The 22,960-nt window shown below is 52.5% G+C and carries 25 protein-coding genes; 10 read left to right on the forward strand and 15 right to left on the reverse strand.

Features of this window, described 5'->3' with window-relative positions; translation table 11 throughout:
* Window positions 1-19 precede the first annotated feature (19 nt).
* Window positions 20-1,051, reverse strand: coding sequence for a hypothetical protein (locus Q0Y65_RS12105; protein WP_297960130.1), 1,032 nt, complete (start codon window positions 1,049-1,051; stop codon window positions 20-22).
* 3 nt (window positions 1,052-1,054) lie between these two features.
* Window positions 1,055-1,297, reverse strand: coding sequence for a hypothetical protein (locus Q0Y65_RS12110; protein WP_297960132.1), 243 nt, complete (start codon window positions 1,295-1,297; stop codon window positions 1,055-1,057).
* Window positions 1,298-1,484: 187 nt separating this feature from the next.
* Between Q0Y65_RS12110 and Q0Y65_RS12115 the strand changes: the two genes are divergently transcribed.
* Both Q0Y65_RS12115 and Q0Y65_RS12120 read left to right on the forward strand, forming a co-directional pair.
* Window positions 1,485-2,297, forward strand: coding sequence for an amidohydrolase family protein (locus Q0Y65_RS12115; protein ID WP_297960134.1), 813 nt, complete (start codon window positions 1,485-1,487; stop codon window positions 2,295-2,297).
* Window positions 2,298-2,348: 51 nt separating this feature from the next.
* A complete protein-coding gene (locus Q0Y65_RS12120) occupies window positions 2,349-2,762 on the forward strand; it encodes a peptide deformylase (RefSeq protein WP_297960136.1) in 414 nt (137 codons plus the stop codon).
* Window positions 2,763-2,984: 222 nt separating this feature from the next.
* On the opposite strand, the gene Q0Y65_RS12125 is transcribed toward Q0Y65_RS12120, so the two are convergent.
* The gene (locus Q0Y65_RS12125) at window positions 2,985-3,848 is read right to left on the reverse strand and encodes a hypothetical protein (RefSeq protein ID WP_297960138.1); all 864 of its coding nucleotides are present in this window, start codon (window positions 3,846-3,848) and stop codon (window positions 2,985-2,987) included.
* 140 nt (window positions 3,849-3,988) lie between these two features.
* Window positions 3,989-4,729: a polysaccharide deacetylase family protein gene (locus Q0Y65_RS12130; RefSeq protein ID WP_297960140.1), complete on the reverse strand. Its 741-nt coding sequence runs from the start codon at window positions 4,727-4,729 to the stop codon at window positions 3,989-3,991.
* 123 nt (window positions 4,730-4,852) lie between these two features.
* On the opposite strand from Q0Y65_RS12130, the gene Q0Y65_RS12135 reads away from it, so the two are divergent.
* Window positions 4,853-5,125 carry a hypothetical protein gene (locus Q0Y65_RS12135; RefSeq protein WP_297960142.1) on the forward strand — a complete coding sequence of 91 codons (273 nt, stop codon included), beginning with the start codon at window positions 4,853-4,855 and terminating at the stop codon, window positions 5,123-5,125.
* The gene (locus Q0Y65_RS12140) at window positions 5,112-5,699 is read left to right on the forward strand and encodes a hypothetical protein (RefSeq protein WP_297960144.1); all 588 of its coding nucleotides are present in this window, start codon (window positions 5,112-5,114) and stop codon (window positions 5,697-5,699) included. Before Q0Y65_RS12135 ends, Q0Y65_RS12140 begins: the two co-directional genes overlap by 14 nt.
* Before the next feature lie 32 nt (window positions 5,700-5,731).
* Here Q0Y65_RS12140 and Q0Y65_RS12145 read toward each other — a convergent pair whose 3' ends face one another.
* Genes Q0Y65_RS12145 through Q0Y65_RS12155 form a run of 3 tightly spaced genes read right to left on the reverse strand, consistent with a single transcriptional unit; the run spans window position 5,732 to window position 8,378 of the window.
* Entirely contained in the window at window positions 5,732-6,085 is a 354-nt protein-coding gene (locus Q0Y65_RS12145) for a hypothetical protein (RefSeq protein ID WP_297960146.1), read from the reverse strand.
* 60 nt (window positions 6,086-6,145) lie between these two features.
* Complete coding sequence (locus Q0Y65_RS12150; RefSeq protein WP_297960148.1) at window positions 6,146-7,327, reverse strand: iron-containing alcohol dehydrogenase; 1,182 nt, start codon at window positions 7,325-7,327, stop codon at window positions 6,146-6,148.
* Window positions 7,328-7,364: 37 nt separating this feature from the next.
* Window positions 7,365-8,378, reverse strand: coding sequence for an SDR family oxidoreductase (locus Q0Y65_RS12155; RefSeq protein WP_297960150.1), 1,014 nt, complete (start codon window positions 8,376-8,378; stop codon window positions 7,365-7,367).
* Between the two features lie 243 nt (window positions 8,379-8,621).
* Here Q0Y65_RS12155 and Q0Y65_RS12160 point away from each other — a divergent pair, with 243 nt between their 5' ends.
* Both Q0Y65_RS12160 and Q0Y65_RS12165 read left to right on the forward strand, forming a co-directional pair.
* Complete coding sequence (locus Q0Y65_RS12160) at window positions 8,622-9,182, forward strand: RNA polymerase sigma factor (RefSeq protein ID WP_297960152.1); 561 nt, start codon at window positions 8,622-8,624, stop codon at window positions 9,180-9,182.
* A 12-nt stretch (window positions 9,183-9,194) separates the two neighbouring features.
* Complete coding sequence (locus tag Q0Y65_RS12165) at window positions 9,195-11,153, forward strand: hypothetical protein (RefSeq protein ID WP_297960154.1); 1,959 nt, start codon at window positions 9,195-9,197, stop codon at window positions 11,151-11,153.
* A 31-nt stretch (window positions 11,154-11,184) separates the two neighbouring features.
* Here the strand turns inward: Q0Y65_RS12165 and Q0Y65_RS12170 are convergent, their stop codons facing one another.
* The 8 genes from Q0Y65_RS12170 to Q0Y65_RS12205 form a co-directional block, all read right to left on the reverse strand.
* Complete coding sequence (locus Q0Y65_RS12170) at window positions 11,185-12,756, reverse strand: SEL1-like repeat protein (RefSeq protein WP_297960156.1); 1,572 nt, start codon at window positions 12,754-12,756, stop codon at window positions 11,185-11,187.
* Window positions 12,757-12,780: 24 nt separating this feature from the next.
* The gene (locus Q0Y65_RS12175) at window positions 12,781-13,824 is read right to left on the reverse strand and encodes a hypothetical protein (protein ID WP_297960158.1); all 1,044 of its coding nucleotides are present in this window, start codon (window positions 13,822-13,824) and stop codon (window positions 12,781-12,783) included.
* A 48-nt stretch (window positions 13,825-13,872) separates the two neighbouring features.
* The gene (locus Q0Y65_RS12180; RefSeq protein ID WP_297960160.1) at window positions 13,873-14,685 is read right to left on the reverse strand and encodes a hypothetical protein; all 813 of its coding nucleotides are present in this window, start codon (window positions 14,683-14,685) and stop codon (window positions 13,873-13,875) included.
* 124 nt (window positions 14,686-14,809) lie between these two features.
* The gene (locus tag Q0Y65_RS12185) at window positions 14,810-15,952 is read right to left on the reverse strand and encodes a leucine-rich repeat domain-containing protein (RefSeq protein WP_297960162.1); all 1,143 of its coding nucleotides are present in this window, start codon (window positions 15,950-15,952) and stop codon (window positions 14,810-14,812) included.
* A 184-nt stretch (window positions 15,953-16,136) separates the two neighbouring features.
* Window positions 16,137-17,126, reverse strand: coding sequence for a diaminopimelate dehydrogenase (locus Q0Y65_RS12190; protein ID WP_297960164.1), 990 nt, complete (start codon window positions 17,124-17,126; stop codon window positions 16,137-16,139).
* Window positions 17,127-17,353: 227 nt separating this feature from the next.
* Window positions 17,354-17,566, reverse strand: a complete 213-nt coding sequence (locus tag Q0Y65_RS12195; protein ID WP_297960166.1) for a hypothetical protein — start codon at window positions 17,564-17,566, stop codon at window positions 17,354-17,356.
* A complete protein-coding gene (gene trmB, locus Q0Y65_RS12200; RefSeq protein ID WP_297960167.1) occupies window positions 17,566-18,231 on the reverse strand; it encodes a tRNA (guanosine(46)-N7)-methyltransferase TrmB in 666 nt (221 codons plus the stop codon). The genes Q0Y65_RS12195 and trmB overlap by 1 nt, the downstream gene beginning before the upstream one ends.
* Window positions 18,232-18,247: 16 nt before the next feature.
* On the reverse strand, window positions 18,248-18,463 hold the full coding sequence (locus Q0Y65_RS12205; RefSeq protein ID WP_297960168.1) for a DUF6897 domain-containing protein: 216 nt from the start codon (window positions 18,461-18,463) through the stop codon (window positions 18,248-18,250).
* 405 nt (window positions 18,464-18,868) lie between these two features.
* On the opposite strand from Q0Y65_RS12205, the gene pyrR reads away from it, so the two are divergent.
* From pyrR to Q0Y65_RS12225, 4 genes are all read left to right on the forward strand, one after another.
* A complete protein-coding gene (gene pyrR, locus Q0Y65_RS12210) occupies window positions 18,869-19,390 on the forward strand; it encodes a bifunctional pyr operon transcriptional regulator/uracil phosphoribosyltransferase PyrR (protein ID WP_297960170.1) in 522 nt (173 codons plus the stop codon).
* A gap of 32 nt (window positions 19,391-19,422) precedes the next feature.
* The gene (locus tag Q0Y65_RS12215) at window positions 19,423-20,697 is read left to right on the forward strand and encodes a dihydroorotase (protein ID WP_297960171.1); all 1,275 of its coding nucleotides are present in this window, start codon (window positions 19,423-19,425) and stop codon (window positions 20,695-20,697) included.
* Between the two features lie 22 nt (window positions 20,698-20,719).
* Window positions 20,720-21,646: an orotidine-5'-phosphate decarboxylase gene (gene pyrF / locus Q0Y65_RS12220; RefSeq protein WP_297960172.1), complete on the forward strand. Its 927-nt coding sequence runs from the start codon at window positions 20,720-20,722 to the stop codon at window positions 21,644-21,646.
* A 196-nt stretch (window positions 21,647-21,842) separates the two neighbouring features.
* Entirely contained in the window at window positions 21,843-22,943 is a 1,101-nt protein-coding gene (locus Q0Y65_RS12225) for a carbamoyl phosphate synthase small subunit (RefSeq protein WP_297960173.1), read from the forward strand.
* Window positions 22,944-22,960: the final 17 nt, after the last annotated feature.

The raw sequence follows: 22,960 nt of genomic DNA on the forward strand, positions 1-22,960 counted from the left end.
GCTGTCACGGGCTTTTTTCTTATGTTCCGATGTACTTTATGTACATCTCCGAGGGCTGTATGTCGGTGTCGGCTTCGATGATGTTCCTGCCGCTGAATGTGGGTATGGTCAGCGATGTGCCTGTGAAGCTCACAGTGTCGTTTTCGCCCAGCAGGGACGTTCCCAGGTCTATGGTGACTGTCGCGGACTGTGCTCCGCTGCGCACCGTAACGGGAAGCGTGGTATGATAGGGCTCCCAGCAGGTGACGCCGTTTACATCTGCGTCGATGTAGAACGGAACTGCGGCAGTATCGGCAGGTACTATCTGGAAGCGGGTGAATACATTGCTGTTGTATTCGGGATAGATCTTGCTGATGAAGCCAACCGAGGTGTCCGAAGATACAGTGAACGGGTACTCCTCGTGGTAGAAATCATGTCTGTACGAATCATAGCCGTCAAAGAGCGGATCCTGTACGACAGGGGCGTAGGCCTGATTCATGGACTTTTTCACAAGCAGCACATTATCCTCGGTGAGCAGGGCGATATAGGGATTCTCGTTGTCGTGATTCCTCAGCAGCCACGGGTATCCGCTGTCACGGTAATACTCGCAGAACAGCTTGTAGCTGCCTGCTCTCAGGCGGCCGAAGAACTGGCAGTGCTGATAGTCGCAGGGGCGGTCGTCGGCAGTGTAGTCCGTTCTGTCATCGCCGGTATATGACGTTTCTGCGATCATCCACTGCTGATAGGCCGTTGTGTATGGTGTATTCGGGGGAACAACAGGGATACTGAAAAAGTCTATCCTGATGTTCTGACGGTATGTGGGATCCGACGAGTTGTTGCTGAGACCGTCTGCAAGAGCGTATTCACGCATTTTCAGCTTGTTCAGCCCTGCCTTGCCGACGCCTCCTGCCGCGCCTTTTATGCGCCAGTCCATAAGGGAGCTGCCATCGGAGGTGAAGCGCAGGGGCAGTGCCCCTGTCAGCTCCTTTTCGGTGAACTTGCTGCCTCCAAGCATGGAGTAGAGATCATCGGGAACTACGCTTCTTTTTGGTGTGAGTGCCTCGTAAAGCATTTATCATGCCTCCTCCGCAGGATCGTAGACCTCTCCCGAGCTCTGATCCACCCACTTGCCGTCGCTGCCGAAGCCGAAGAGAGCTCCTGTGGAGATCTCCCATGCGATGGAGCCCTGAGAAAGTATCCTGCCCCCGATACCGTCGGCGGCAGGGAGGTCGGTCTTTGCGTCAACAGCTATCTCTGCTGTGACCACGGATCTGCCCTCCTCAAAGCTTCTGAATCTTTCCTTTAAAATGGTGATCATTATGATTCCTCCTTATAGATTTTTGAAAGCGCTTTCATAAATGGTCCGTAAAGGGGTGAAATTCAAACGAAAACGGTTGAATAAGGAGAAATTTTTTTTGAAAAAGTTGTAAGCGTGCACTAACATTTGACAAATCTGAGGATATGGAGTATAATATTCTGTGAATCTGTAATTAGGAGATGTAAGAATGAATCCAGAGGTATACGGAAAATATGAGATAATAGACGCTCATTCCCATATTTTCCCCGATAAGATCGCCGACACAGCTACAGACAGCATTGGCCATTTCTACGATATGCCTATGAATAACCGCGGCTTCAGCGAAAAGCTCATAGAGGCAGGCAGCAGGATAGGCGTTAAGAAGTACCTTGTGTGCTCCACTGCCACAAGTCCGAGACAGACCAATAATATAAACCACTTTATCGCTCAGGAATGTGAAAAGCACTCCTGCTTCTACGGCTTCGGCACAACTCACGCCGACTCCGCAGACCTTGAGGCGGATATCGAGCAGATAATCTCTCTGGGACTCCACGGTGTAAAGCTCCACCCCGATTTCCAGAAGTTCAATGCCGATTCTCCCGAGGCCTTCAGAATATATGAGCTCATGGAGGGCAGACTGCCCCTGCTCATACACTGCGGTGATTCAAGATACGATTATTCAAATCCTCACCGCATCAAGAGGATAAACGAGAACTTCCCCGGGCTTCAGATACTTGCTGCTCATCTGGGCGGCTATCAGCAGTGGGACGCGGCTGAGGAGATGCTTGCAGGCCTTAAGAACGTGAGATTCGACGTAAGCTCATCGCTGGCATTCCTGACTCCCGAAAGAGCGGCAGGCATTGTAAGGAAATACGGCATTGAGAACTGCTTCTTCGGCTCCGACTTCCCCATGTGGAGCCACGAGGACGAGCTGATGCGCTTCCTGAAGCTGGGCTTCACCGAGAAGGAGAACCAGATGATACTTGCCGATAACTTCAAGGCGTTTCTCGGACTGGAATAAACATGAACGGGGCAGTGCTGTCCCGTTTTTTCTATGAGAAGGAGTATTTTTATGGTAAAGGATATCGTCAGGGACGAGGCTGTGCTGGGCATAAAGTCCGAGCCCGCCACAAGAGCGGATATGCAGACAGTCAGAGACCTGCTGGATACGGTTAAGGCCAATTCCGAAAGATGCGTGGGTATGGCTGCGAATATGATAGGCGTCCATAAGACCATACTTGTGGCGCTTATAGGCGACGAGTATGTGGCTATGATAAACCCGCGGATAGTTGACCGCTCAAAGGAGACCTACGAAACCGAGGAGGGCTGCCTGTCGCTCAGCGGAGTCCGCAGCGTGACGCGTTACCGCACTATCGCCGTGGAGTATCTGGACAAGAAGTTCAAGCGCCGCCGCGGTATCTTCCGCGACTATGAGGCGGAGATAATCCAGCATGAGATGGATCACTTCGAGGGGAAGATAATCTGAGGATATTATCCCTCATTTGCTGTTGATCTTGTAGGGGACGCCTTCTCTTGTAAGGCGCCTTGGTTCTTTCGGGGCGCTGCCCCGAACCCCGCCGGAGGCTCTGCCCCCGGACTCCGCCAAAGGAACACAGTCCCTTTGGAATCCCGTTCATGGGCTCAGCCGCTTTATATAAAAAGCCTGAAAGCAGGATAACCGCTTTCAGGCTTTGTTGTTAAGGAGGCTTTATCTGGAAAGCCTGCCCTTTATGATGAGAGTGCTTACTCCTGCCTGTGTGCTCCACTGACCTGTGTCGGGATCCTGTGAGAACTGCGCCGCAGGTACTGTGATGACGCCGTCAAGGCTGGTGAATGTTCCCGTGGCGGGATCGTAGGCGTAGTCGGTGCCCGATGCCCATACAGCGCCGTTGAACTCCGCTGTGAGGCCGCTGAGGACAGGTGTGAAGGTGTCGGTGAAGATAACGTTGTCGGCAGCCTCCGCAGCTGTGGTGCCGAAGTTCTGGATAACGAAGGTGTAGGTCACCTCGCCGTTCTCCTCCACAGCCGCAGGACTGAGGGACTTGCTGATGGCAAGGTCTATGCCCTCGGCATAGGATATATCCGCGGAAGCTGTTACAGGCCCGAAGCCTGTGCCGCTTACAGCTGCGGTGTTGGTTATTTCCGCGCCGGAGCCCATGGGTGCGTAGGCGTTTGTTTCCGCAGAGTAGATAAGAGCTGCATTGCCGCCTGCGGGGACGTTTACGCCTGTTACCGTAAGCGGATAAAGAGAGGCGATAACGGGAGTGGGCTGCTGTACGCCGTTGACGTAATACAGGAGACTGCCCTCGGTGTAGGACATGGGAACGGCTGTGCCGTCTGTCTCGCCGAAGCTGTATTCTCCCATATCGTCGGTGACGGTGAGGTCGTTGTAGCAGACAGAGCCCGAATTCACTATACTGATAATGAAGGTGTTGCTGCTGTCCTGTGAATAGCTGTCGAGCACAGCTGCCTTGGAAACGGAGAGCACCTCCATTATCTCGCCTGCGGTTATATTTGAGCTGGCCACTGTTCCGTTGTAGGACAGGGTAGCCTGATTATAGAAAGTTGCCATAGTATTTCCTCCATATGGCGGCGGACCGCCGTACTAAGGGAGGGAGCCTTCCCTCCCTCGATATATGATATGAGGGAGGAGCGGAAATGGTGACATGGCACAGAAAGAGCCCGGGGACAACAAATCCCCGGGCCCGTGGTCTATACCGTATATCCCGCAGCGCGGAAGCTGTCTATAAGGTCGCCCAGTATCTCCGCATTTGTGGAGGATACCGAGTGGAGCAGGAGTATCTCTCCGCCGTGTGCTGCTTCGGTGAGCTTTTTCAGCCCCTCCTCGGGCAGCGGCTGGGAGTCGGTCTTCCAGTCCACATAGGCGCTGCTCCAGAAAAGAGTCTTGTAGCCGCACTGCTGTGCTATGCCCAGCGCTCTCTCGGAGTATTCTCCGCAGGGACAGCGGAAGTACTGCATCTGATAGCCGAAGTTGTTCATGACGTAGCTGTGAAGCGACATTATCTCTTCCTTTGCGTCCTCATCGGAGAGGGTAGGCAGGCTCGCATGAGTCATGCCGTGATTTCCGAGGATATGTCCCTCGTCTATCATACGCTTTACAAGAGCGGTCTCCGTTTTTGCATAAGGACCTGTCAGGAAGAATATGGCCTGAACGTCCTTTTCCTTAAGTGTGTCCAGTATCTTTGCGGTATAGCCGTTTTCATAGCCCTGATCAAAGGTGATGATTATTCGCTTTTCATCCTCCGACAGGGCGAAGGCATCAAGGTCGCCGTATCGGCTGTTGAACTGCACCGCGTCAAGGGGACGGTTCTTTTCGTCTGTTGCCGTTCCCTGACCGTAGCCTATAATGGTGTTGTCTGCGGCATATACCGCAGTACACGGCATGACTGCCGCGGTCAGCAGTGCAGCATACGGGTGTATCTTCATAAGCATTTACCTCTGATTTGTGTGTGCGGATCGCTCCGCATGATTATTATGAGCTGTGAGTGCCGTAAAAAACATGGTGATTTCTGCATTTTGCGGTAAAATCTGCATAAAATTTAAAGAGGTGATATTATGGAGAACCATGAGGACTTCTGCGCTGACCGTGAGGACGGTACGGAGGCGCTTTGCGGAGATTATGAGATGAAAAGAAAGAACAGAGCCGACGATATCATAGCAGTACAGGCTGTGCTGTGCATAGTCATAGGGGCGGCCTTTTTCGTGGGGAATATGTTTTATCCCGATATCACAGGGGAGGTCTTCGGCAGGATACGCGCCCTCTCCGCAGAGGGAAGCATAATGCCCAATCCAATAGACCTGCTGGCGGAACTGATTGATAAGCTTTAGACTGGGGCGGACGGCGGTAAGGATAGATTTTTCCTTTCTGGTGTTCAACGCAATGGTGTTCCTTGTCCGTGACGGCAGGTCGGTGCTGTCCTTCTATACTGTCTGCGCTCTCCATGAGGCAGGCCACCTTGCAGTGCTTACGCTGACGGGAGGAAGCGCGGCCTCGGTGTGCTTCACAGCCGCAGGCATACGCATAGATACCCGTAAAACAGGAGCTTCCCCTGTGCTGCATGATATGGCGGTGCTCCTTGCAGGCCCCGCGGTGAACGCAGCCGTATATGCGGCCATGGGTATCATGGGACGGGGCGGGGAGTTCGCTGCCCTGAACCTTATGGCGGCGGTATACAATATGCTGCCCTATCGCAGTCTCGACGGCGGAGCGCTGATAGCACTGCTGACAGCGGGCAGCTCCGCGGAGCAGGCGGCAGACCTTATCCTTGCCGCGGTGAAGCTGCTTATGACAGCTGCCGCAGCATGGGCGGTGTACATATACGGCAGGGAGGCGCTGCCTCTGCTCATAGGAGGGACCGCCCTTTTCATCGGCGACCTGCGTCCACGCAAGAAAAGCCCGTAAAGCGGTGTGTTTACGCTTTACGGGCTTGTTTTTCAACTTTCCGTTATGCTCAGGTACATGAAGCCGTCAAGCTCCCTGTCGTCATATTCAAAGCTTATAATGTGCGCGTCGTCCAGAGTGTGGTCGGCATAGGTTATTATCTGGTTCCCGATATCTATACTCGGAACGCCGAGACCGTCCTTTATCTCCTCGGGGGTGAGCTCTCCGAAAACGTCGCTGATGCCCTCTTTTATGAGGAAATCGGCTATATCGTCAAGCTTCGCCGCGTAGTTTTCGGCTACTTTCTCAGCCAGCTCCTCGGAGCCGTCCGTCATCTCATCGCAGGTGATGACCACGTTGCCGAGGTCGGCAGTGTACAGCTCGGATACCTCGTCGTATTCAAACATATTCGTCACTCCTTTTCAAAGCACGGGTACACGGATACGGGATATCTGTGTATCCGGTCATCACAGACCTGCGTTTGCGGCTATGCGGTAGATAGTTGCAATGTCCTGAGAGGTCAGGTGTACGAAGCCGCCTGTCTTTCCGTCGCCGAGGCCGAATTTCTCCACAAGGACGGGGATATCCTCCTCCTTGGCGCCCAGCTGCTCGAAGTTTATGGGCATACCTATGCTGTGGAGGAAGCTGCGGAAGCAGGCTATGCCTTCAAGAGCGGTCTCGTCGGGGAACTCGAAGTTCATCTGGCAGCCCCAGATGCGGACGGCCATCTGTGCAAAGCGCATAACATCGTGCTTGTATACGAATTCCATCCATGCAGGCATGATGACCGCAAGGCCTGCACCGTGAGCGCAGTCGTAAAGAGCGGAGAGCTCATGCTCTATGCCGTGGCTGTTCCAGTCCTGGCTCCTTCCTACGCCTACTATATCGTTATGGGCGACAGTGCCTGCCCACATGATGTTTGCTCTTGCCTCGTAGTTGTCGGGCTGGGCGATAGCGCGTGGAGTCTCCTTTATCATGGTGAGGAGCACTGCCTCGCAGAGACGGTCTGTTATCTCGACCTCACGGGTATTGGTGAAGTATCTCTCGAAAACGTGAGCCATTATATCCGTAGCACCGCAGGCTGTCTGGTATGCAGGCAGTGAGCAGGTGAGCTCGGGATTGAGTATGGAGAAGCGTGGACGTAGCAGGTCTGAGCCCACATCACGCTTGAGGCTGCCCTCCTCCTTGGTGACTACAGAGGCGCCCGAGCCCTCGCTGCCTGCGGCTGCGATAGTGAGCACAGTGCCTATGGGCAGAGCCTTTTCTACTTCCTTGCCCGTGCCGTAGAAGTCCCAGAAGTCTCCGTCATAGGGTACGCCCAGGGCGATACCCTTTGAGGAGTCGATACATGAGCCGCCGCCCACCGAGAGAATGAAGTCAACGCCCTCGCTGCGGCAGAGCTCTATGCCCTTATATATAAGTGTGTCGCGGGGATTGGGCTGAACGCCGCCCAGCTCCGTGTAGGCGATACCGCTCTCATCGAGGGAAGCCTTAACGCGGTCTATGAGTCCCGACTTCACCGCAGAGCCCGAGCCGTAGTGTATCAGCACCTTGGTTCCGCCGTACTTCTTTACCATTTCGCCTGCTTTTGATTCTGTATCCCTTCCGAAGATGAACTCGGTAGGGCTGTGAAACTGAAAATTATCCATTGTATACCTCCGTTGTGTTTCCTTGTGATCGTTTATGTCATTTCATTGCATTCTTTGCCAGCTCCATAGCCGATACGACCTTATCGCACCAGCTGTCGAAGTCGGGATCGTCGTTCTGACATTCCTTGTGGGCGAGTATATACCTTACGGTATCCCTTATGCCCTGATCTGCGCGTACCTTCGCTGTGAACCCAGGCACTGCACGTTTGATCTTTGAGTTGTCGAATATGACCGTGCTGGACTTGTCGCCGATGAGAGTCCCCTCAAAGTCGTAGGGGCCCACAGCATTGAGCCATTCCGACGATACATGGCAGGCCTTCAGCTCCACACCCAGCTCGTCCGCGATAATGGAGTAGATCTGGTTCCATGACACGCTCTCGTCGGAGGTTATGTGGAAGGCCTGGCCTATGGCGTGGATATTGCCGATAAGTCCCGCATAGGCAGCAGCGAAGTCGCTGTTGTGGGTAATCGTCCACAGTGAGGTGCCGTCGCCGTGGATTATGACGGGCTTGCCCTCCATGATACGATTCACCACCTGCCAGCTGCCCTTGTCGCCGTGTACTCCCAGCGGCACCGACCTCTCGTCGTAGGTGTGGCTGGGGCGGACTATAGTTACGGGGAAGCTGTTTTCGCGGTACTGCTTCATCAGGTACTCCTCGCAGGCTATCTTGTCGCGGGAATACTGCCAGTGGGGATTGGAAAGGGGAGTGCTCTCGGTTATCACGCAGTCCGAAAGGGGCTTCTGATAGGCCGAGGCGGAGCTTATAAAGATATACTGCTTTGTTTTTCCGCTGAAAAGTCTGTAGTCTCTCTCAACCTGCTCGGGCACGAAGCCGATGAATTCGCCCACGCAGTCAAAGCTCATACCCTCCAGCTTTTCTGCTGCGTCTTTCTCGTTGGATATGTCGCACTTTATGACCTTAACGCCCTCAGGGAGCTCGCTGTTCCTGCCGCCGCGGTTCAGCAGAATGACCTCATGTCCCTGCTGTGCAAGGAGCTTTGTTACGGCCATACTGATAGTGCCTGTACCGCCTATGAATAAGATCCTCATGTTTTCTTCACCTCTTTATCGTTTTTTTGTGTAATGCGCATAACTGTCGTAAATATTATACCATACAATTATAAAAAAATCAACCTGAAAATCGGATAAAAGTATCAGATCCATTGTTTCTGATACAAAATCTTGCACTTAAAAATAAAAAATGCTAAAATAGTGTTACACATTGTTGCTGCACTGCGTTATTATGGGTGAGGACAGATCTGATCCCTACGACAAAGGATATGGAGGTAGCATATGACTGACAGTGAGATACTCTGCCTTATGCAGGAGGCTCCGCCCCGCGGGCAGCGGGAGCTTTTCGATAAATACTACAGCTATGTTTATGCTATAGTCAACAGACTTATAAGCGGATTCGGCAGCATCAGCGATACGGAGGAGTGCGTGATAGACGTATTCGCCTCTGTGATGATGAAGCTGGGAAAGGACAGCGATATTTCGCTGAAGTCCTACATAGGCACTGCCGCAAGGAACGCGGCCATAAGCATGAGGAGGTCCATTGCTTCAAAGCGCGGAATGGACCTCCCCGACGGCGACGAGAGCATGAACAGAATAGCAGATGAGGCCGATGTGGCGGGAGACGCGGAAAAAAGCGAGCTTTCACAGCAGCTGCTCAGCCTGATAGGCGCAATGGGCACTCCCGATTCTGTCATAATAATACAGAAGTATTACTATAACAGGACCTCTGCGGAGATAGCCCGAATGGTGGACATGACGCCTGCGGCGGTGAGAGTACGCTGCGGACGGGCCATGAAGCGCCTGAAAAAGCTCCTCGACGAAAAACATATAACTCTGTAAAGGAGGATAAATATGAACAGCAGCAAGAAGATAATAGATACCCTTCGCAGTGCGGACAAGGCTTCCGTTGAGAAGCTCATGGACGAGGCCGCAAGGAAGGAAGATATATTTGCAAGGATACAGGAAAGAACAGGCGCTCAGAACAGCGATTACACCGACGTTGAAGCAGGCGTTGAGAAGTACGGGCGCAGGATAAGCATTACAAGGATGGTCTCCGCAGCGGCAGCCATAGCCGTTCTGGCAGGAGCTGTGGGCGGCGGAGTTTACCTTATGAGGCGCCCCAATCCTACCGATGACGACCTGAATATCACAAATACTACAGACGGACAGCTCACCACTGATGAATCCATACCCGCTGAGCTCACAAAGGATTTCCTTTACGACAGGGTCGTCAATTATGAGGATCACTACCGCAGGTTCTCCTGTGATTATGAGATAACCGACAATTCTGAAGGGATCATCCCCTTTACTGTCAGCGGTTCAGTATGTGTGGACAAGGACGGGGATAAGGGCTGGTGCAGCTCCGAGAAAGTGTATCACGGTAACGATACCGATGTGAAGCTTTCCGAGAATACTCGTACCGTAGAGTATTACTGCGGCGGATACGATGTCCATGCTCAGGGAAACTGGGCAGATGACAGCGGCAGTGAGCTCACAGGCAAGGAGTACACTATGTCGTATGCCCGGCACGACAGTGTTTATCTGCCAATTTCTCCGGTAGATTGCGGCTCACTGTCGGAAAGGATCGGCGATAAGGAGAGCTGGGAGATAACAGGGGACAGGACCGAGAACGGCAGAAGGATAGCCACCATCGAAGGCAAGCATCACTACGCTACAGACAACGACGGTAATGAAGCCGAAGTTGATTTCATTGCGGATATAGATGTTTCCTCGGGTATCCGCATTTCCCAGAAGTTCATCACAAGCAGCGGAGATGTAGTCTTTGAGCTCAATCTTACAAACTGTAAATTCGAGAAGGACGCAGAGGCACCTGTGTCTCCCTCTGATTTCTTCATGTTCGTCGTGGAGGGGGACTACGCCAAGTCGCAGAATTCGGAATTCGATATAATCGTTCTCAGCGACTATCACGGCGATGTGGACTACGAGCAGGCTACTATAGATCCCAGGCTGCTGGACGAGGCTATGATATATTTGCCTGTACAGACTCCCGTGACCGCAGAGGCTCACGACGTTCCTGCCGAGCTCACAGGGGAATTCCTTCGCGAGAGAAGCCTCGGCGCCACACATTACTATGACAGATTCTCGGGCAGCTGGACTGCCACGAGCCTTTCATACTACAGTGCAGGTGAAAATGGTACTTACAAAGGCAGCATAAAGATAGACAATACTACCATGACAGGCGAATACGACCAGAGCTACTACGATGCTGACGGTGTTTACTGGAATTCCGACCGCAGCTACTTCCTCAACAATATTTTCGTAAAGGCACACGAATATGATGAGGAGATATATAACGAAAGATGGTCTGACGGCAATGCAAAGTCGTATGAAGTAAATAGCACCGACAGTGAATTTGATGACTGGAAGAATAAACCTGACAGGGTAATGTTCTTTGATTTCGGCGGCTTTGATTACATCAGACTGGACAATAACAGGATACAGTATAACGGTATCGAGGCTGTCAGAAATGAGTCCGAATGGACGATAACAGGTGAAAGGACAGAAAACGGCAGAAGGATTGCCGGCGTAAGCTTCAGTTATGAGCAGCTTCATGAAGGACAGTATTATCCTGTGGAGGTTACTGCCGATATCGATGTGGAAACAGGTATCTGGCTTGCGTATGAGGTCAAAGATGATAGCTGGGGGAACGGTACAGTGAGAACTTCCTTCAGGATGACGGATTATAAGTTCGACGACGAAGCAGAGGCTCCCATGACAGCAAAGGAAGTAAGCAGCTATCTTGATGACAACGGCTTTAAATCAGAGGGAACCCCTCTGTTAATAGGATGAAAAAAGGCTTCCTCTCAGGAGGAAGCCTTTTTCATATCCTGTCGTAGTCCAGGCCGTACTGTTCCGCGTAGTAGTGTGCTCTTGCAGGATTGGGCGCCAGATACTCGCCGCCGTATTTATAACAGGCCGCAAGGAGCTCCGCCGCTTCCTTGTCGCCGCCTGCCGCAGCCTTCTGGAACAGCTCCGCCGCGGTGGCGAAGTTCTTTGATGTTCCTGTGCCATTGGCATAGCAGCAGCCAAGGGACTTCTGCGCCGCCGTATGTCTCTGGGCAGCTGCAAGCTCGTACATTTCCTTTGCGCGGAAGGGATCCTTTTCGGTGCCGATACCGTGCTCATAGCACCAGCCGCAGGAGTACTGTCCGTCGGGATCCTCCTGCCTTGCGGCCTCCTGATACCATTTGAGAGCCTCCTGCTGATCTTTCGGGACTCCCGTGCCCTTGAAGCAGCACTCGCCGTAGTTGTACTGAGCCTTGGGGTGGCCCTGCCCGGCGGCCTTCTTATAGTATTCCGCCGCAGCGCGGGGATCCCTGTCGATGCCGTCTCCACGCAGGCAGCAGCCTGCAAGGTTGTTGAGGGCGTCAAGGTCTCCTTCCTCCGCAGCCTTTCTGAACATCATCACCGCAGTTATCTTGTCCTGCTGAACGCCGTTTCCCGAGAAGTAGCAGCAGCCCAGATCAAAGAGAGCCGCGGCATGCCCCTGCTCGGCAGCCTGCTTCAGCCAGTATACAGCCTTTGCGGGATCGTATTCTATGCCTGCGCCGCTGAGGAACATACAGCCTAGCCTGAACTGCGCGTTGGGGTCTCCCATCTGAGCGCGCTTCTGTATGCCCTCGGGGGTATCGTCATCAACGGATACGCCGTAGCGTTTTGAATAGTATGCAGCTCTTGCCCTGTCGGGAGGGAAGCCGCTGTCACCTGTGAGATAGCAGCGTATCAGCGCCTTCTGGGAGTCATAGTCGCCCTGCTCGGCAGCCTGCTCGTAGCGGTAAGCCGCCTTTGCCAGGTTCCTCTCGGCGCCCTGCCCCAGATAGTAGCAGTCCGCCAGTTTTTTCTGGGAGCTGCAATCTCCGCGGTCTGAGGATATGGTGTACCATTTTACGGCCTTGGCGTAGTCCTGCTTGACTCCGCGGCCGTAGAAGAAACGCTCGCCCAGATTGAAGCAGGCGTCGTTGTCACCGTTCTGCGCACGTCTGAACAGATCCTCTATAAGGGAGGACGACGCCATATAGCCCGTATCTCCGTGTCCCTGTGAGGACTGCTGCGGCGAGGCGCTCATCTGCCAGCCCAGCGCTCCTGCGATACTGCGCACCACCAGCTCCGCCTTGGCGTCGTTGAGGTACTCGGTGATATCGGTCATAGCGCGCTGAATAACGGTCTCTGCGCTGCTGCTTCCGCTCATTACGGCGCTGTTTTCCTTTATGAATATCTCGCCCACGTTCTCGCTGAGGGCAACAAAGAAGGCCTTGTTCTCCTTGCTGAGGCGGGGGGCGAAGTCAGAGAATGCCGAGCAGAATCTCTTGTGATCCCTGAGTATATCTGTGCCGAAGCGGTCTGTGACCTGCTTTACGGCGGCAGTGGTCTCGGCGAGTAATTTATCGTCCATAGGGGATATCCTCCGTGAATATGCTTACATTATCCTGTTCTCCGAATCGGGGAACTGGGTGTTGGGGTATGCCTTTTCCTGAGTGATACGGGCGTTTATCCTGTCAAGGAGCTTCTTTTCCAGCTCGCCCTCGGAGGAGAGTATGCCCGTCATCCTGCCCAGAGCGGCATAGCCCTCGGTGACGAACCTCTCCGCGCCTGCCACATCATGATAGATATTGAAGGCGTAATAAGCCATGAGGCGCTTTGCGTTGGCGTCCGTATCGGTGGTAATGACGCCCTTTATCTTGTTGTAGATACTGTCTGCCAGCTGTGTGTTCGGCTCAACCTCCGAGAAGAAGAACAGCAGCCAGTAGTAGGTCAGGGTCTCCTGATGTATGTACTCCCTTTCCACCATATAGTTCATGACCTCGTGGGAGGGGGCGTGCATTGCACCGTAATTGTCGGTGGCTGCCAGGTAGGCCATATAGGCTCCGTAATAGAATATCCTCTCGGTCTTGGTGACCTTCTTGAAGCCCAGCTCGTCCACGGGCTTCAGGTCAAGATCTCTGAGGGGCATACCGTTACGCAGGTTCTGCATCTTACCGGACATATAGCCTGTGAGACGCTTCCTGAGCACTGTCATGGTGTATATTGTGATGGCAAGGGTTTGCAGTCCGAAGAATACAATACCCATTGCGAAGCCGTTTGCAAGGGCTCTCAGGTAGTTGTTCTCCCTGTGCCTGAAGAACAGGAGTATGGCTGTGCAGATGCCGATATCCACTGCAAGGAGCAGCAGCTTCGAGATGATGCTCATGGCATTTGAGTTCTTTTCGTTGAGCTTCTCGGCGGGCTTTTTCATGTTGAATACCACCTGATGCTGGATTATAGGCGAGAGCTTGGTGAAGGAGCTTTTCCACCTTCCGTCATTTTTTAAAAATGTAAGGCCGAACAGTGAGAAGGTGCTGACTCTCATGCAGAAAAGGGGAGCAATGACTGCGTCAATCAGCAGTCTCAGCAGGGAATTGACTTGAAGGGCGATAATGAAGCCCGTGAGCAGGATCATCATTCTCATCAGATCATAGTGCATAAAAAGACCTCCTTTTAGCTGAAAGGGGCGGATCACCGCCCCAGCTTATCAGTATATATCCAGATATGTGATGAGCTCGGCGTTCATTATGGTAGTATAGGAGAGGTACCATTTTCCGTCGTGCTCCACGAATGCGCAGCCGTTGCCTATGAAGGAATGATCGTCGTTGCCGTCCTTGTAGTAGACGTAGCCGCAGTCGGCGGCGGCGCTGAATTCCGTATTGAGGGTCTTGTTGAAGTCCTTCAGCTCGTTCTCGCCCGTTTCCCTCAGCAGCTCCTCTGTAAGGGATACCGTCCATTTCTCGGGCGGGACGTCGGATTTTTCCTTCATGATGTCGTGAATGGCCTGTATGGACTGCTTTATGGCGTTTATCACGTTTGAGCGCTTGAACACCACCTGGGGGTTCTTGCCCTCCAGCAGGTCTGTGGAGCGCAAGTAGGCGTGATAGGCCTCTATCTCCTCATCGCAGAGCATATCATATACCGCGTCCGCATTATTTGTCAGATAGGCATTGTAATAGGCCTTTGCAGCCTCATAGCTGCTGTCGAAGCCTTTCTTCACAGCCTTTGTGGGAGTCTGTGGAGCCTCTGTGGCTGCCGCTGTTGTTGTGGCAGCTGCCGTATCGGAGGTGACGGTCTCAGCCGATGTGGTCACAGTGGAACCATCGGGAGCGGAGGTGGTCTCCGCAGCAGAGGTATCCTCGGCGGAGGTCGTCTGCGCCTCGGTGGTCACTCCGGAAGCGGCAGTGGTGTCGGCTGTGACATTGCTGCTGTCTGTTTTATTTTTATTGCCGCAGCTCCATGAAGCGGCGGCCAGCAGGGCGGCAAGAAGCACAGCCCCTGCGTTTTTAGTGAGCTTCATAAATATCTCCTTATAGTCAAGATATTAATATTATAGCTCCAAAAGCTCATTCCGTCAATACAAAACTTGTCATTTTGCAAAAAATGCAGAAAAAAGCGGACGGCAGCGACCGTCCGCATTATTATCAGTAGTCCTTTTTCTTGCCGCAGATCTTGCATACCTTGGACAGCAGCTTGAAGTCGCCGCCGCAGTATACGCATTTGCCTGCGGTCTTTCTGCTTGCAACTACGGTCTCGTAGTAGGCGGGGAAGTTCACTGCGTTATCCGAGAGATTTGCCCATGAGATAGTGGTGAGCTTGGGACAGTCCGTGAAGCCGCCGCTGACCTTTTTCAGTGAAGCGGGCAGGCTTATCCTTTCAAGGTTGGTACAGCCGCTGAAATCGCCCACGGCCGTAACTCCCGCAGGTATCTCCAGAGACCTGAGCCCCGTGCAGCCGCGGAAGCCGTCAACGCTGAGAACTCCGCCGGGGATATCGATGCTCTTGAGAGCGGTGCAGTTCTGGAAGGAGGAGGCGCCCAGGGACTTTATGGTCTTGGGGAGACCTACTGCGGCAAGAGAGACGCAGTTGGCAAAAGCGCACTCCTCGATGAGGCTCACACCGTCGGGGACGATGATACGCTCTATCTTCTCACAGCCCGAGAAGGCGTATTTGCCTATCTGAGCCACATATTTCGGTATATCTATTGCCTTCAGGCTCTTGCAGCCCGAGAAGGCGAATGCGCCTATTTCAGTAAGCAGGTCGGGGAACTCCACCGACTCCAGCGCGGAGCAGTCTGCAAAGAGGCAGTCGGACAGGTGTCTGAGCTGAGGCGGGAGCACCAGCTCCTTCAGAGCAGTACAGCCGCGGAAGGCCCATGTGCCGATATTCTTTATGCTGTCGGGGAACTTTATCTCTTCAAGTGAGGTACAGCCTCGGAAAGCATAGCCGCCTATATCCGTGACCTTGTCATGGATGATGACGTTCTTCAGCTCTGTATTGTTCTCAAATACGTTATCGCCGATCTTATATACATCACCGGGAATAGTTACCTCCTCGGAGCTGCCCTTGTATTCGATGAGGACGCCGTCCTTCACTTCAAAGTCGGCGCTGTTCTTTTTTACGGCCTTGACTTTCTTTGCCACGTTCTTGTGTTCCGAGCGGTATTTGCGTATTGCCTTGTCAACTATGAAAGGTGTACTGCAATGCGGACAAACCCATGCGTCCTTAGTGCTGTCGACTTCTACGGTCTTGCTGCAGCTTGTACAGATAGCGTTTACTAATGCCATACAGATCCCCCTTATTACGTCATAATTTTATATTATTATTCTACCACTTTTACCATCTTATGTCAACAAAACGGGATCAAAACTAACAGAATACACATAAGGGGCAGCTTCGTTTTGTGCTGAATGTATATTGCATAACAAAAAAAGAGCTGCACGAAGCAGCCCTTTTGTGGTACATTTTCTATTAAAGCATGGAAGCTCTGAGCTCTTCGCCGCTGAGCCTTGAAAGGTATGCAGGGGGAACGTCAAAAGCGGTCTTGCAGCCTGTTGCGCCCTCAGCCTTCATTCTTGCAAGAGCTCTTGCGAAGCAGATGAGCACGCTTGCTGTGAACTCGGGGTTGGACTCCAGCTTCAGTGAGTATTCGATCATCTGGTGTGTCTTTTCGCCGTCGCCTGTGAGACCGCTTCTCATAACGAAGCCGCCGTGAGGCATCTTGTTGTGGTTGGCTTCGAACTCCTCCTCGGAGATGAAGTTTACTGTTGTATCGTACTGATCGAAGTAATTCTTCATAGTCTTGATATCGTTCTCGATTTTTGCGAGATCAGCGCCCTCCTCGGGAACTACCCAGCACTCTCTCAGGTGCTTTTCGCGTGTGGAGAGCTCGGGCTGGCTTCCGCTGCGGACAGCATCCATAGCAGCCTCTACGGGGATAGTGTACTGGATTCCTCTCTTTACGCCCTCAACTCTGCGGATAGCGTCGGAGTGACCCTGGCTTACGCCCTTGCCCCAGAAGGTATAGCTCTTGCCGTTGGGGAGGATGGACTCTGCATAGAGTCTGTTCAGTGAGAAGAGACCGGGATCCCAGCCCAGGGAGATGAAAGCGAGGTGACCGCTGTCCTTTGCAGCCTTGTCAACGTTTGCAAAGTGCTCGGGGATCCTTGCGTGAGTGTCGAAGCTGTCGATAACGTTGAACAGCTTAGCCATTTCGGGAGTCTGCTTGGGAAGGTCAGTAGCGCTTCCTCCGCAGATTATCATAACGTCGATATCATTTGTCATTTTCTCAGCATCTGCAATGCTGTAGACCTTTACACCCTCTGTAAGGGGCTTTACTGTGGAAGGGTCGCGGCGTGTGAAGATGCCTGCCAGTTCCATGTCATCATTCTGGCGTATAGCCAGTTCAACGCCTCTTCCGAGGTTGCCGTAGCCTGAGATGCCTATTCTTACTTTAGCCATAATTAATTCCTCCTTAAATTACCGTGCTCGCCATTGAACACGACCTAACTGATATTATAGCACCTTTTTTCAGGATTGTAAAGCGGTAAATCAAAATTTATATCTGCTGCTGCGCTTTTTATGTCTGTAGGGGCGAACAGCGTTCGCGTGAAATCACCGCAAAAACTAAAGGGCGCACACTGTGCGCCCGATATAACGGGAACACCGAAGGCGGCGTTCCATGCAGATTAAGATTTCCGCTTTCTTTTGGCCTTATGCCTGAGCAGCACCAGTCCCGTCAGTGCGGCTGCCTTTGCAGCGGTGACAGCCACCTTTTTCGGATCGATCTTTGTGCGTATATCCTGGGGGACCTCTCTTGTAACGCTGAGATCGCCTTTGCCAGCGGTCTTCATGGAGCCGCCTTCAATATGTATCTTTCCGAGATCCTTCTGAAATTCCATTATTCTTCCTCCCATACAGGCTCTGCGATAAGGAACTTTATCTTCTTGCCCTCATCAGTGAACATCTTCTCGTGCTCGGTTACGAAGTTCTCATATGGACTCTCCGCGTGGAGATCCCATGTCTTGTATTTTATCCTGAAGCCCGCCTCCTCGAAGTACTCAAAGGACTCCTCAAAGAGCTCGTCGTCATCGGTCTTGAACCACAGCTCGCCGCGGAGGAACTTCTTGTAGTTCACAAGCTGGCGGGTGTGGGTGAGACGGCGCTTCTTGTGCTTCTTTTTCGGCCACGGGTTGCAGAAGTTGATGTATATGCGTTCAGCGCGGTCGTTCTCGTCCCATGCAAGGTCAAGGCGCTCGATATTCTGTATGGCTATGCGCACATTGTCGGGAGAAGCCCCCTTTTCCTTGTAGGCCGCCTCCAGCTTGCGCTTTGCCAGCACCAGCATCTCGTTCTTGATGTCCATGGCTATGAAGTTTGCCTCGGGGTGGGCGGGAGCCGCCTGGGATATGAAGCCGCCCTTGCCGCAGCCCAGCTCCACATACAGGGGCTTGTCGGGCTGATCGAAGAGCTCTCTCCAGTGACCTATCTGCTTCTGGGGTTCGTGTATGTAAAAGGGACAAGCCTCAAGCTCGGGCTTTGCCCAGGGTTTGTGACGTATTCTCATAAGCTGCCTCCCTGTTTCAGGCTATTACCATCTTTTTCTTTCCCTTTTTATTGCGGGGATATTCCTGTATGCGTGAGACATAATCGGAATTGACGATCTGCTTCTGACCGTTCTTGTCCTCTATCTCTACCCAGTTGTCCTCAATGGCTGTTACAGTGCCTGTGACACCTGATGCAGAAGAAGTGTATATTATGACTTCCTTGCCGATATATTTTTTAATAAGCTCGTTCATGATGCGTTCTCCTTTGTTTCGTTTTAAGCGGTTCCTGCGTGCATTCCTGACCTGACGGAGCTTTCTTGCCCTTGCAGCAGGCAGCAGGATACATAAAATGATGATAAAATAAAGATACCAGAATTGCATAAAAGTCATCCTTTTCAGAAAGTCTTGGGATCACCATATATTATAACAGCTTATTTATATTTTGTCAATTGATAATAATAAATAAAAACCACTGGACAAGACTCCGCCGATGTGGTATAATAAATATGTTGTTTGGAAACTACCCTTTAATTCGATCCCGTGAGGTCGGCAAGGCGCGTTCGTAAATACTGGATATAACTATAACCATAGCTATAAGTATAAGTATGCTCCCTGCCGCGCGGGGAGCATTTTTTGTTGTTGAAAGGAGTGCCGCGTATGGAGCAGAAGCGCGTTATAATGGACGAAAAGGCTGTGGCAAGAGCTATCGCCCGTATCTCCTACGAGATAATAGAGCGCAACAAAGGCACTGAGGATCTCTGCATAGTGGGCATATTCTCAAGGGGAGTACCCATAGGCAGGAGGATAGCCGCAAAGCTTTCGGAGCTGGAAAAGAATGAAGTTCCCTTCGGAGCTCTCGATATCACGCCCTACCGTGATGACAGCCGCTCCTCCGAGGAGACCGACAAGACCGATATCCCCTTTGATATCACCGACAAGAACGTGGTCATAGTGGACGACGTTATTTTTACGGGCAGGAGCTCCCGTGCCGCCATGGACGCAGTCATCAAGCGGGGAAGACCCCGTTCCGTACAGCTTGCTGTGCTCATAGACCGCGGTCACAGAGAACTTCCCATACGTCCCGACTATGTGGGAAAAAATCTCCCCACCTCTCACAGCGAGGTGGTAAAGGTGTCGGCTATGGAGATAGACGGCAGCGACGGAGTTGCAATATACTGATAAAATATCCACAACATGAAAGCGAGGTAATCATGTCATCTATCCTGATAAGGAATATCCGTGCGGTGGATACCGTAACGGATATCACAACAGACGTACTCATTAAGGACGGAGTTATTGCGGAGCTGGGCTCCGCTGTCAGCGCTGAGGCGCAGCAGGTCATAGACGGAACAGGGCTGGTGCTCATGCCGTCCCTGTTCGATATGCACGTTCATCTCCGCGACCCGGGCTTCACCCACAAGGAGGACGTGCTCACAGGCTGCGGTGCCGCACTTGCAGGCGGAGTAACGGGCGTGCTTGCAATGCCCAACACCAAGCCCCCCTGCGACAATCCCGAAACTATCCGCTACATCATCGAAAAGGCAGAGGGTACGGGAGTCGACGTATATCCCGTGGGCTGCATAACAGGCGGAATGAGCGGAAACGGTCTCTGCGACTACGAGGCGCTGAAGGCCGCAGGCTGCATATGTATATCAGACGACGGACGTCCCGTTGAGAATGCGGAGAATATGAGAAAGGCGCTGGAGCTCTCAAACGAGAACGGTCTTCTCGTTGCTTCACACTGCGAGGACCTCAGCATAATAAACGGCGGTATCATGAACAAGGGGGAGACCTCTGAAAAGCTGGGCGTCAAGGGCATGGACAGAGCCTCAGAGGACTATATAACCGCCCGCGAGATGATACTTGCCTCATCGGTGGGCGCAAGGATACACATATGCCACGTTTCCACCGAGGGAAGCGCCGCAATGATACGCTTTGCAAAGTCAAGAGGAGTTAAGGTAACCTGCGAGACCGCTCCTCACTACTTCATGCTGACGGATAAGCTCCTTGAGAAGCGCGACGCGGACTACCGCATGAATCCACCTCTGAGGACTCCCGGGGACGTAAGGGCTATCATAGATGCTGTCAAGGACGGCACCATAGATTGTATCATCACGGATCACGCTCCCCACGCAGCCGAGGAAAAGGCGGACTTTGAAAAGGCTCCCAACGGCGTTGTGGGACTGGAGACATCTCTGGCAGCCACACTTACAGCCCTCTATCACACCGGAGAGATAGACCTCCACAGGGTAGTGGAGCTCATGTGCGCAAATCCCCGTAAGATACTGGGACTTGAAGTGCCTGCGATAAAGGAGGGCAGCACAGCCGATCTGGTAATAGCCGATATAAACAGAAAATGGACAGTAGAGCCGGAAAAGCTCCGTTCAAAGTCCCACAACACGGTATTCAAGGGCATGGAGCTGACAGGAAAGCCTCTCGTCACCATATCAAAGGGCGAGATACGATATGACGGAAGAAACGAATAATCATATATAAGGAGGAGAGTTTATGTCATTTGACAGACTTATCGAGAAGATCATTGAACTGAAAAATCCCACGGTGGTAGGACTTGACCCGAAGCTGGAATACGTTCCCGAGTTCATACAGCGCCGCTATCTTGACAGCGACGGCTGGACGCTGAAGGCTGCCGCAAAGGCTATCTTCGACTTCAATCAGGCTATCATCGACGAGATACACGATATAGTCCCCGCTATCAAGCCCCAGGCCGCATACTATGAGATGTACGGCCACTACGGCATTAGGACTCTCGAAAAGACTATCCGCTACGCTAAGCTCAACGGTATGTTCGTCATGACAGACGGCAAGCGCAACGATATCGGCGCTACAATGGAGGCCTACTCCAACGCTCATCTTGGCGTTACATCTGTAGGTGAGAACGAGCTGGAAGCCTTCGGCGCCGACGCTCTCACAGTAAACGGCTATCTGGGCACGGACGGCATAGAGCCTCTGCTGAAGGTCTGCCGCAGTCGTGACAAGGGCATATACGTCCTTGTAAAGACCTCCAATCCCTCATCGGGAGAGCTACAGGATATGAAGCTGGCTGACGGCCGCACCATTTACGAGTGTATGGGCGATATGTGCGAGAAGTGGGGCGAGGACACACGCGGAAAGTTCGGCTACTCCGCAGTGGGCGCAGTTGTAGGCGCTACATACCCCGAGATGCTGACAGAGCTGAGAAAGAGACTTCCCCATACTATGTTCCTTGTACCCGGCTACGGCGCACAGGGCGGCGGAGCTGAGGGCCTGAAGGGCGGCTTCGACGAGAACGGTCTCGGTGCTATAGTGAACTCCTCACGCGCAGTAATGTGCGCATACAAGAAGGAGGGCTGCGACGAGCGCGACTTCGCAAAGGCTGCCCGCCGCGAGGTGATACGCATGAGAGAGGATATCTGTCAGTACATCAACCTGAAGTGATCAGCGTAGGGGCGGATATTATCCGCCCGTGGGATGCACAAAAAAGTATATGTGATATATCGTATGGAACGCCGCCCACGGCGTTCCGCTGCTGAAATATAATTCTAAACATTGAAACGTTCTGCCCACAATGGCGTGGAACAGAACGCACAACACCAATAATACGACCTCTAAAAAATAAAGGGAGGAATTTACAATGTCATTATTCAACATGGGCGAAAAAGCTTACCTCATGCTTGCCGACGGGCAGGTATTCGAGGGCAGGAGCTTCGGCGCAAAGGGCACGGTCATCGGTGAAGTCGTTTTCACCACGGGAGTTACGGGCTATCAGGAAACTCTCACAGATCCCAGCTACTACGGACAGATAGTCACCCAGACCTTTCCCCTTATCGGAAACTACGGCGTGAACTCAGAGGACAACGAGTCTGCAAAGTCCTATGTATCGGGTTATATCGTAAGGGAGTGGTGCAATGCCCCCTCAAACTTCCGCAGCGAGGGCAATATCAACGACTTCCTCAAAGACCACAATATCGTCGGTATCAATAACATCGACACCAGACGCCTTACCCGTACTATCCGTGAGGTTGGCGTTATGAACGGCGTTATCACCACCGAGGACGTCTACGCAAAGAAGGAGGAGCTCCTTGAAAAGGTCCGTGCTTTCACCGTAAAGGACGCTGTTAAGGCTGTGACCAACACCGAGACTCTCACCTATGAGCCCGAGGAGAAGAAGCTCCGCGTGGCGCTGTTCGATTTCGGCTACAAGCGCAATATCAGACAGGAGCTCTTAAAGAGGGGCTGCGAGGTCATCGTAGTACCTGCCTATACCACGGCTGCGGAGATAAAGGAGCTTGCTCCCGACGGCATCATGTTCTCCAACGGCCCCGGAGACCCTGCGGAAAATGTTGAGATAATAGACAATATAAAGGAGATACAGAAGCTGGGCATACCAATATTCGGCATATGTCTCGGCCACCAGCTCATGGCTCTTGCCAACGGCGGAAAGACCGAGAAGCTGAAGTACGGTCACAGAGGCGCAAACCAGCCTGTTATCGACCTTGAAAGCGGCCTCACCTACGTTACCAGCCAGAACCACGGCTATGCGGTGGTAGGTGACAGCATCGACCCGTCGGTAGGCCGTGTATCCCATATCAATGCCAACGATAAGACCTGCGAGGGCATACACTATACCTCAGTCAACGCAAGAACGGTCCAGTTCCACCCCGAAGCACACGGCGGTCCGCTGGATACAGCTTACTTGTTTGATGACTTCGTTAAAACAATGCAGAACGCATAATGAATTGATTTGGAGGT

The sequence above is a fragment of the uncultured Ruminococcus sp. genome (genome assembly GCF_947301925.1).
Classification (GTDB): domain Bacteria; phylum Bacillota; class Clostridia; order Oscillospirales; family Ruminococcaceae; genus Ruminococcus.

Coding starts and splice junctions, on each gene's coding strand:
- Q0Y65_RS12105 (WP_297960130.1), bottom strand. CDS start 1,051: ATGCTTTACGAGGCACTCACACCAAAAAGAAGCGTAGTTCCCGATGAT.
- Q0Y65_RS12110 (WP_297960132.1), bottom strand. CDS start 1,297: ATGATCACCATTTTAAAGGAAAGATTCAGAAGCTTTGAGGAGGGCAGA.
- Q0Y65_RS12115 (WP_297960134.1), top strand. CDS start 1,485: ATGAATCCAGAGGTATACGGAAAATATGAGATAATAGACGCTCATTCC.
- Q0Y65_RS12120 (WP_297960136.1), top strand. CDS start 2,349: ATGGTAAAGGATATCGTCAGGGACGAGGCTGTGCTGGGCATAAAGTCC.
- Q0Y65_RS12125 (WP_297960138.1), bottom strand. CDS start 3,848: ATGGCAACTTTCTATAATCAGGCTACCCTGTCCTACAACGGAACAGTG.
- Q0Y65_RS12130 (WP_297960140.1), bottom strand. CDS start 4,729: ATGCTTATGAAGATACACCCGTATGCTGCACTGCTGACCGCGGCAGTC.
- Q0Y65_RS12135 (WP_297960142.1), top strand. CDS start 4,853: ATGGAGAACCATGAGGACTTCTGCGCTGACCGTGAGGACGGTACGGAG.
- Q0Y65_RS12145 (WP_297960146.1), bottom strand. CDS start 6,085: ATGTTTGAATACGACGAGGTATCCGAGCTGTACACTGCCGACCTCGGC.
- Q0Y65_RS12150 (WP_297960148.1), bottom strand. CDS start 7,327: ATGGATAATTTTCAGTTTCACAGCCCTACCGAGTTCATCTTCGGAAGG.
- Q0Y65_RS12155 (WP_297960150.1), bottom strand. CDS start 8,378: ATGAGGATCTTATTCATAGGCGGTACAGGCACTATCAGTATGGCCGTA.
- Q0Y65_RS12160 (WP_297960152.1), top strand. CDS start 8,622: ATGACTGACAGTGAGATACTCTGCCTTATGCAGGAGGCTCCGCCCCGC.
- Q0Y65_RS12165 (WP_297960154.1), top strand. CDS start 9,195: ATGAACAGCAGCAAGAAGATAATAGATACCCTTCGCAGTGCGGACAAG.
- Q0Y65_RS12170 (WP_297960156.1), bottom strand. CDS start 12,756: ATGGACGATAAATTACTCGCCGAGACCACTGCCGCCGTAAAGCAGGTC.
- Q0Y65_RS12175 (WP_297960158.1), bottom strand. CDS start 13,824: ATGCACTATGATCTGATGAGAATGATGATCCTGCTCACGGGCTTCATT.
- Q0Y65_RS12180 (WP_297960160.1), bottom strand. CDS start 14,685: ATGAAGCTCACTAAAAACGCAGGGGCTGTGCTTCTTGCCGCCCTGCTG.
- Q0Y65_RS12185 (WP_297960162.1), bottom strand. CDS start 15,952: ATGGCATTAGTAAACGCTATCTGTACAAGCTGCAGCAAGACCGTAGAA.
- Q0Y65_RS12190 (WP_297960164.1), bottom strand. CDS start 17,126: ATGGCTAAAGTAAGAATAGGCATCTCAGGCTACGGCAACCTCGGAAGA.
- Q0Y65_RS12195 (WP_297960166.1), bottom strand. CDS start 17,566: ATGGAATTTCAGAAGGATCTCGGAAAGATACATATTGAAGGCGGCTCC.
- trmB (WP_297960167.1), bottom strand. CDS start 18,231: ATGAGAATACGTCACAAACCCTGGGCAAAGCCCGAGCTTGAGGCTTGT.
- Q0Y65_RS12205 (WP_297960168.1), bottom strand. CDS start 18,463: ATGAACGAGCTTATTAAAAAATATATCGGCAAGGAAGTCATAATATAC.
- pyrR (WP_297960170.1), top strand. CDS start 18,869: ATGGAGCAGAAGCGCGTTATAATGGACGAAAAGGCTGTGGCAAGAGCT.
- Q0Y65_RS12215 (WP_297960171.1), top strand. CDS start 19,423: ATGTCATCTATCCTGATAAGGAATATCCGTGCGGTGGATACCGTAACG.
- pyrF (WP_297960172.1), top strand. CDS start 20,720: ATGTCATTTGACAGACTTATCGAGAAGATCATTGAACTGAAAAATCCC.
- Q0Y65_RS12225 (WP_297960173.1), top strand. CDS start 21,843: ATGTCATTATTCAACATGGGCGAAAAAGCTTACCTCATGCTTGCCGAC.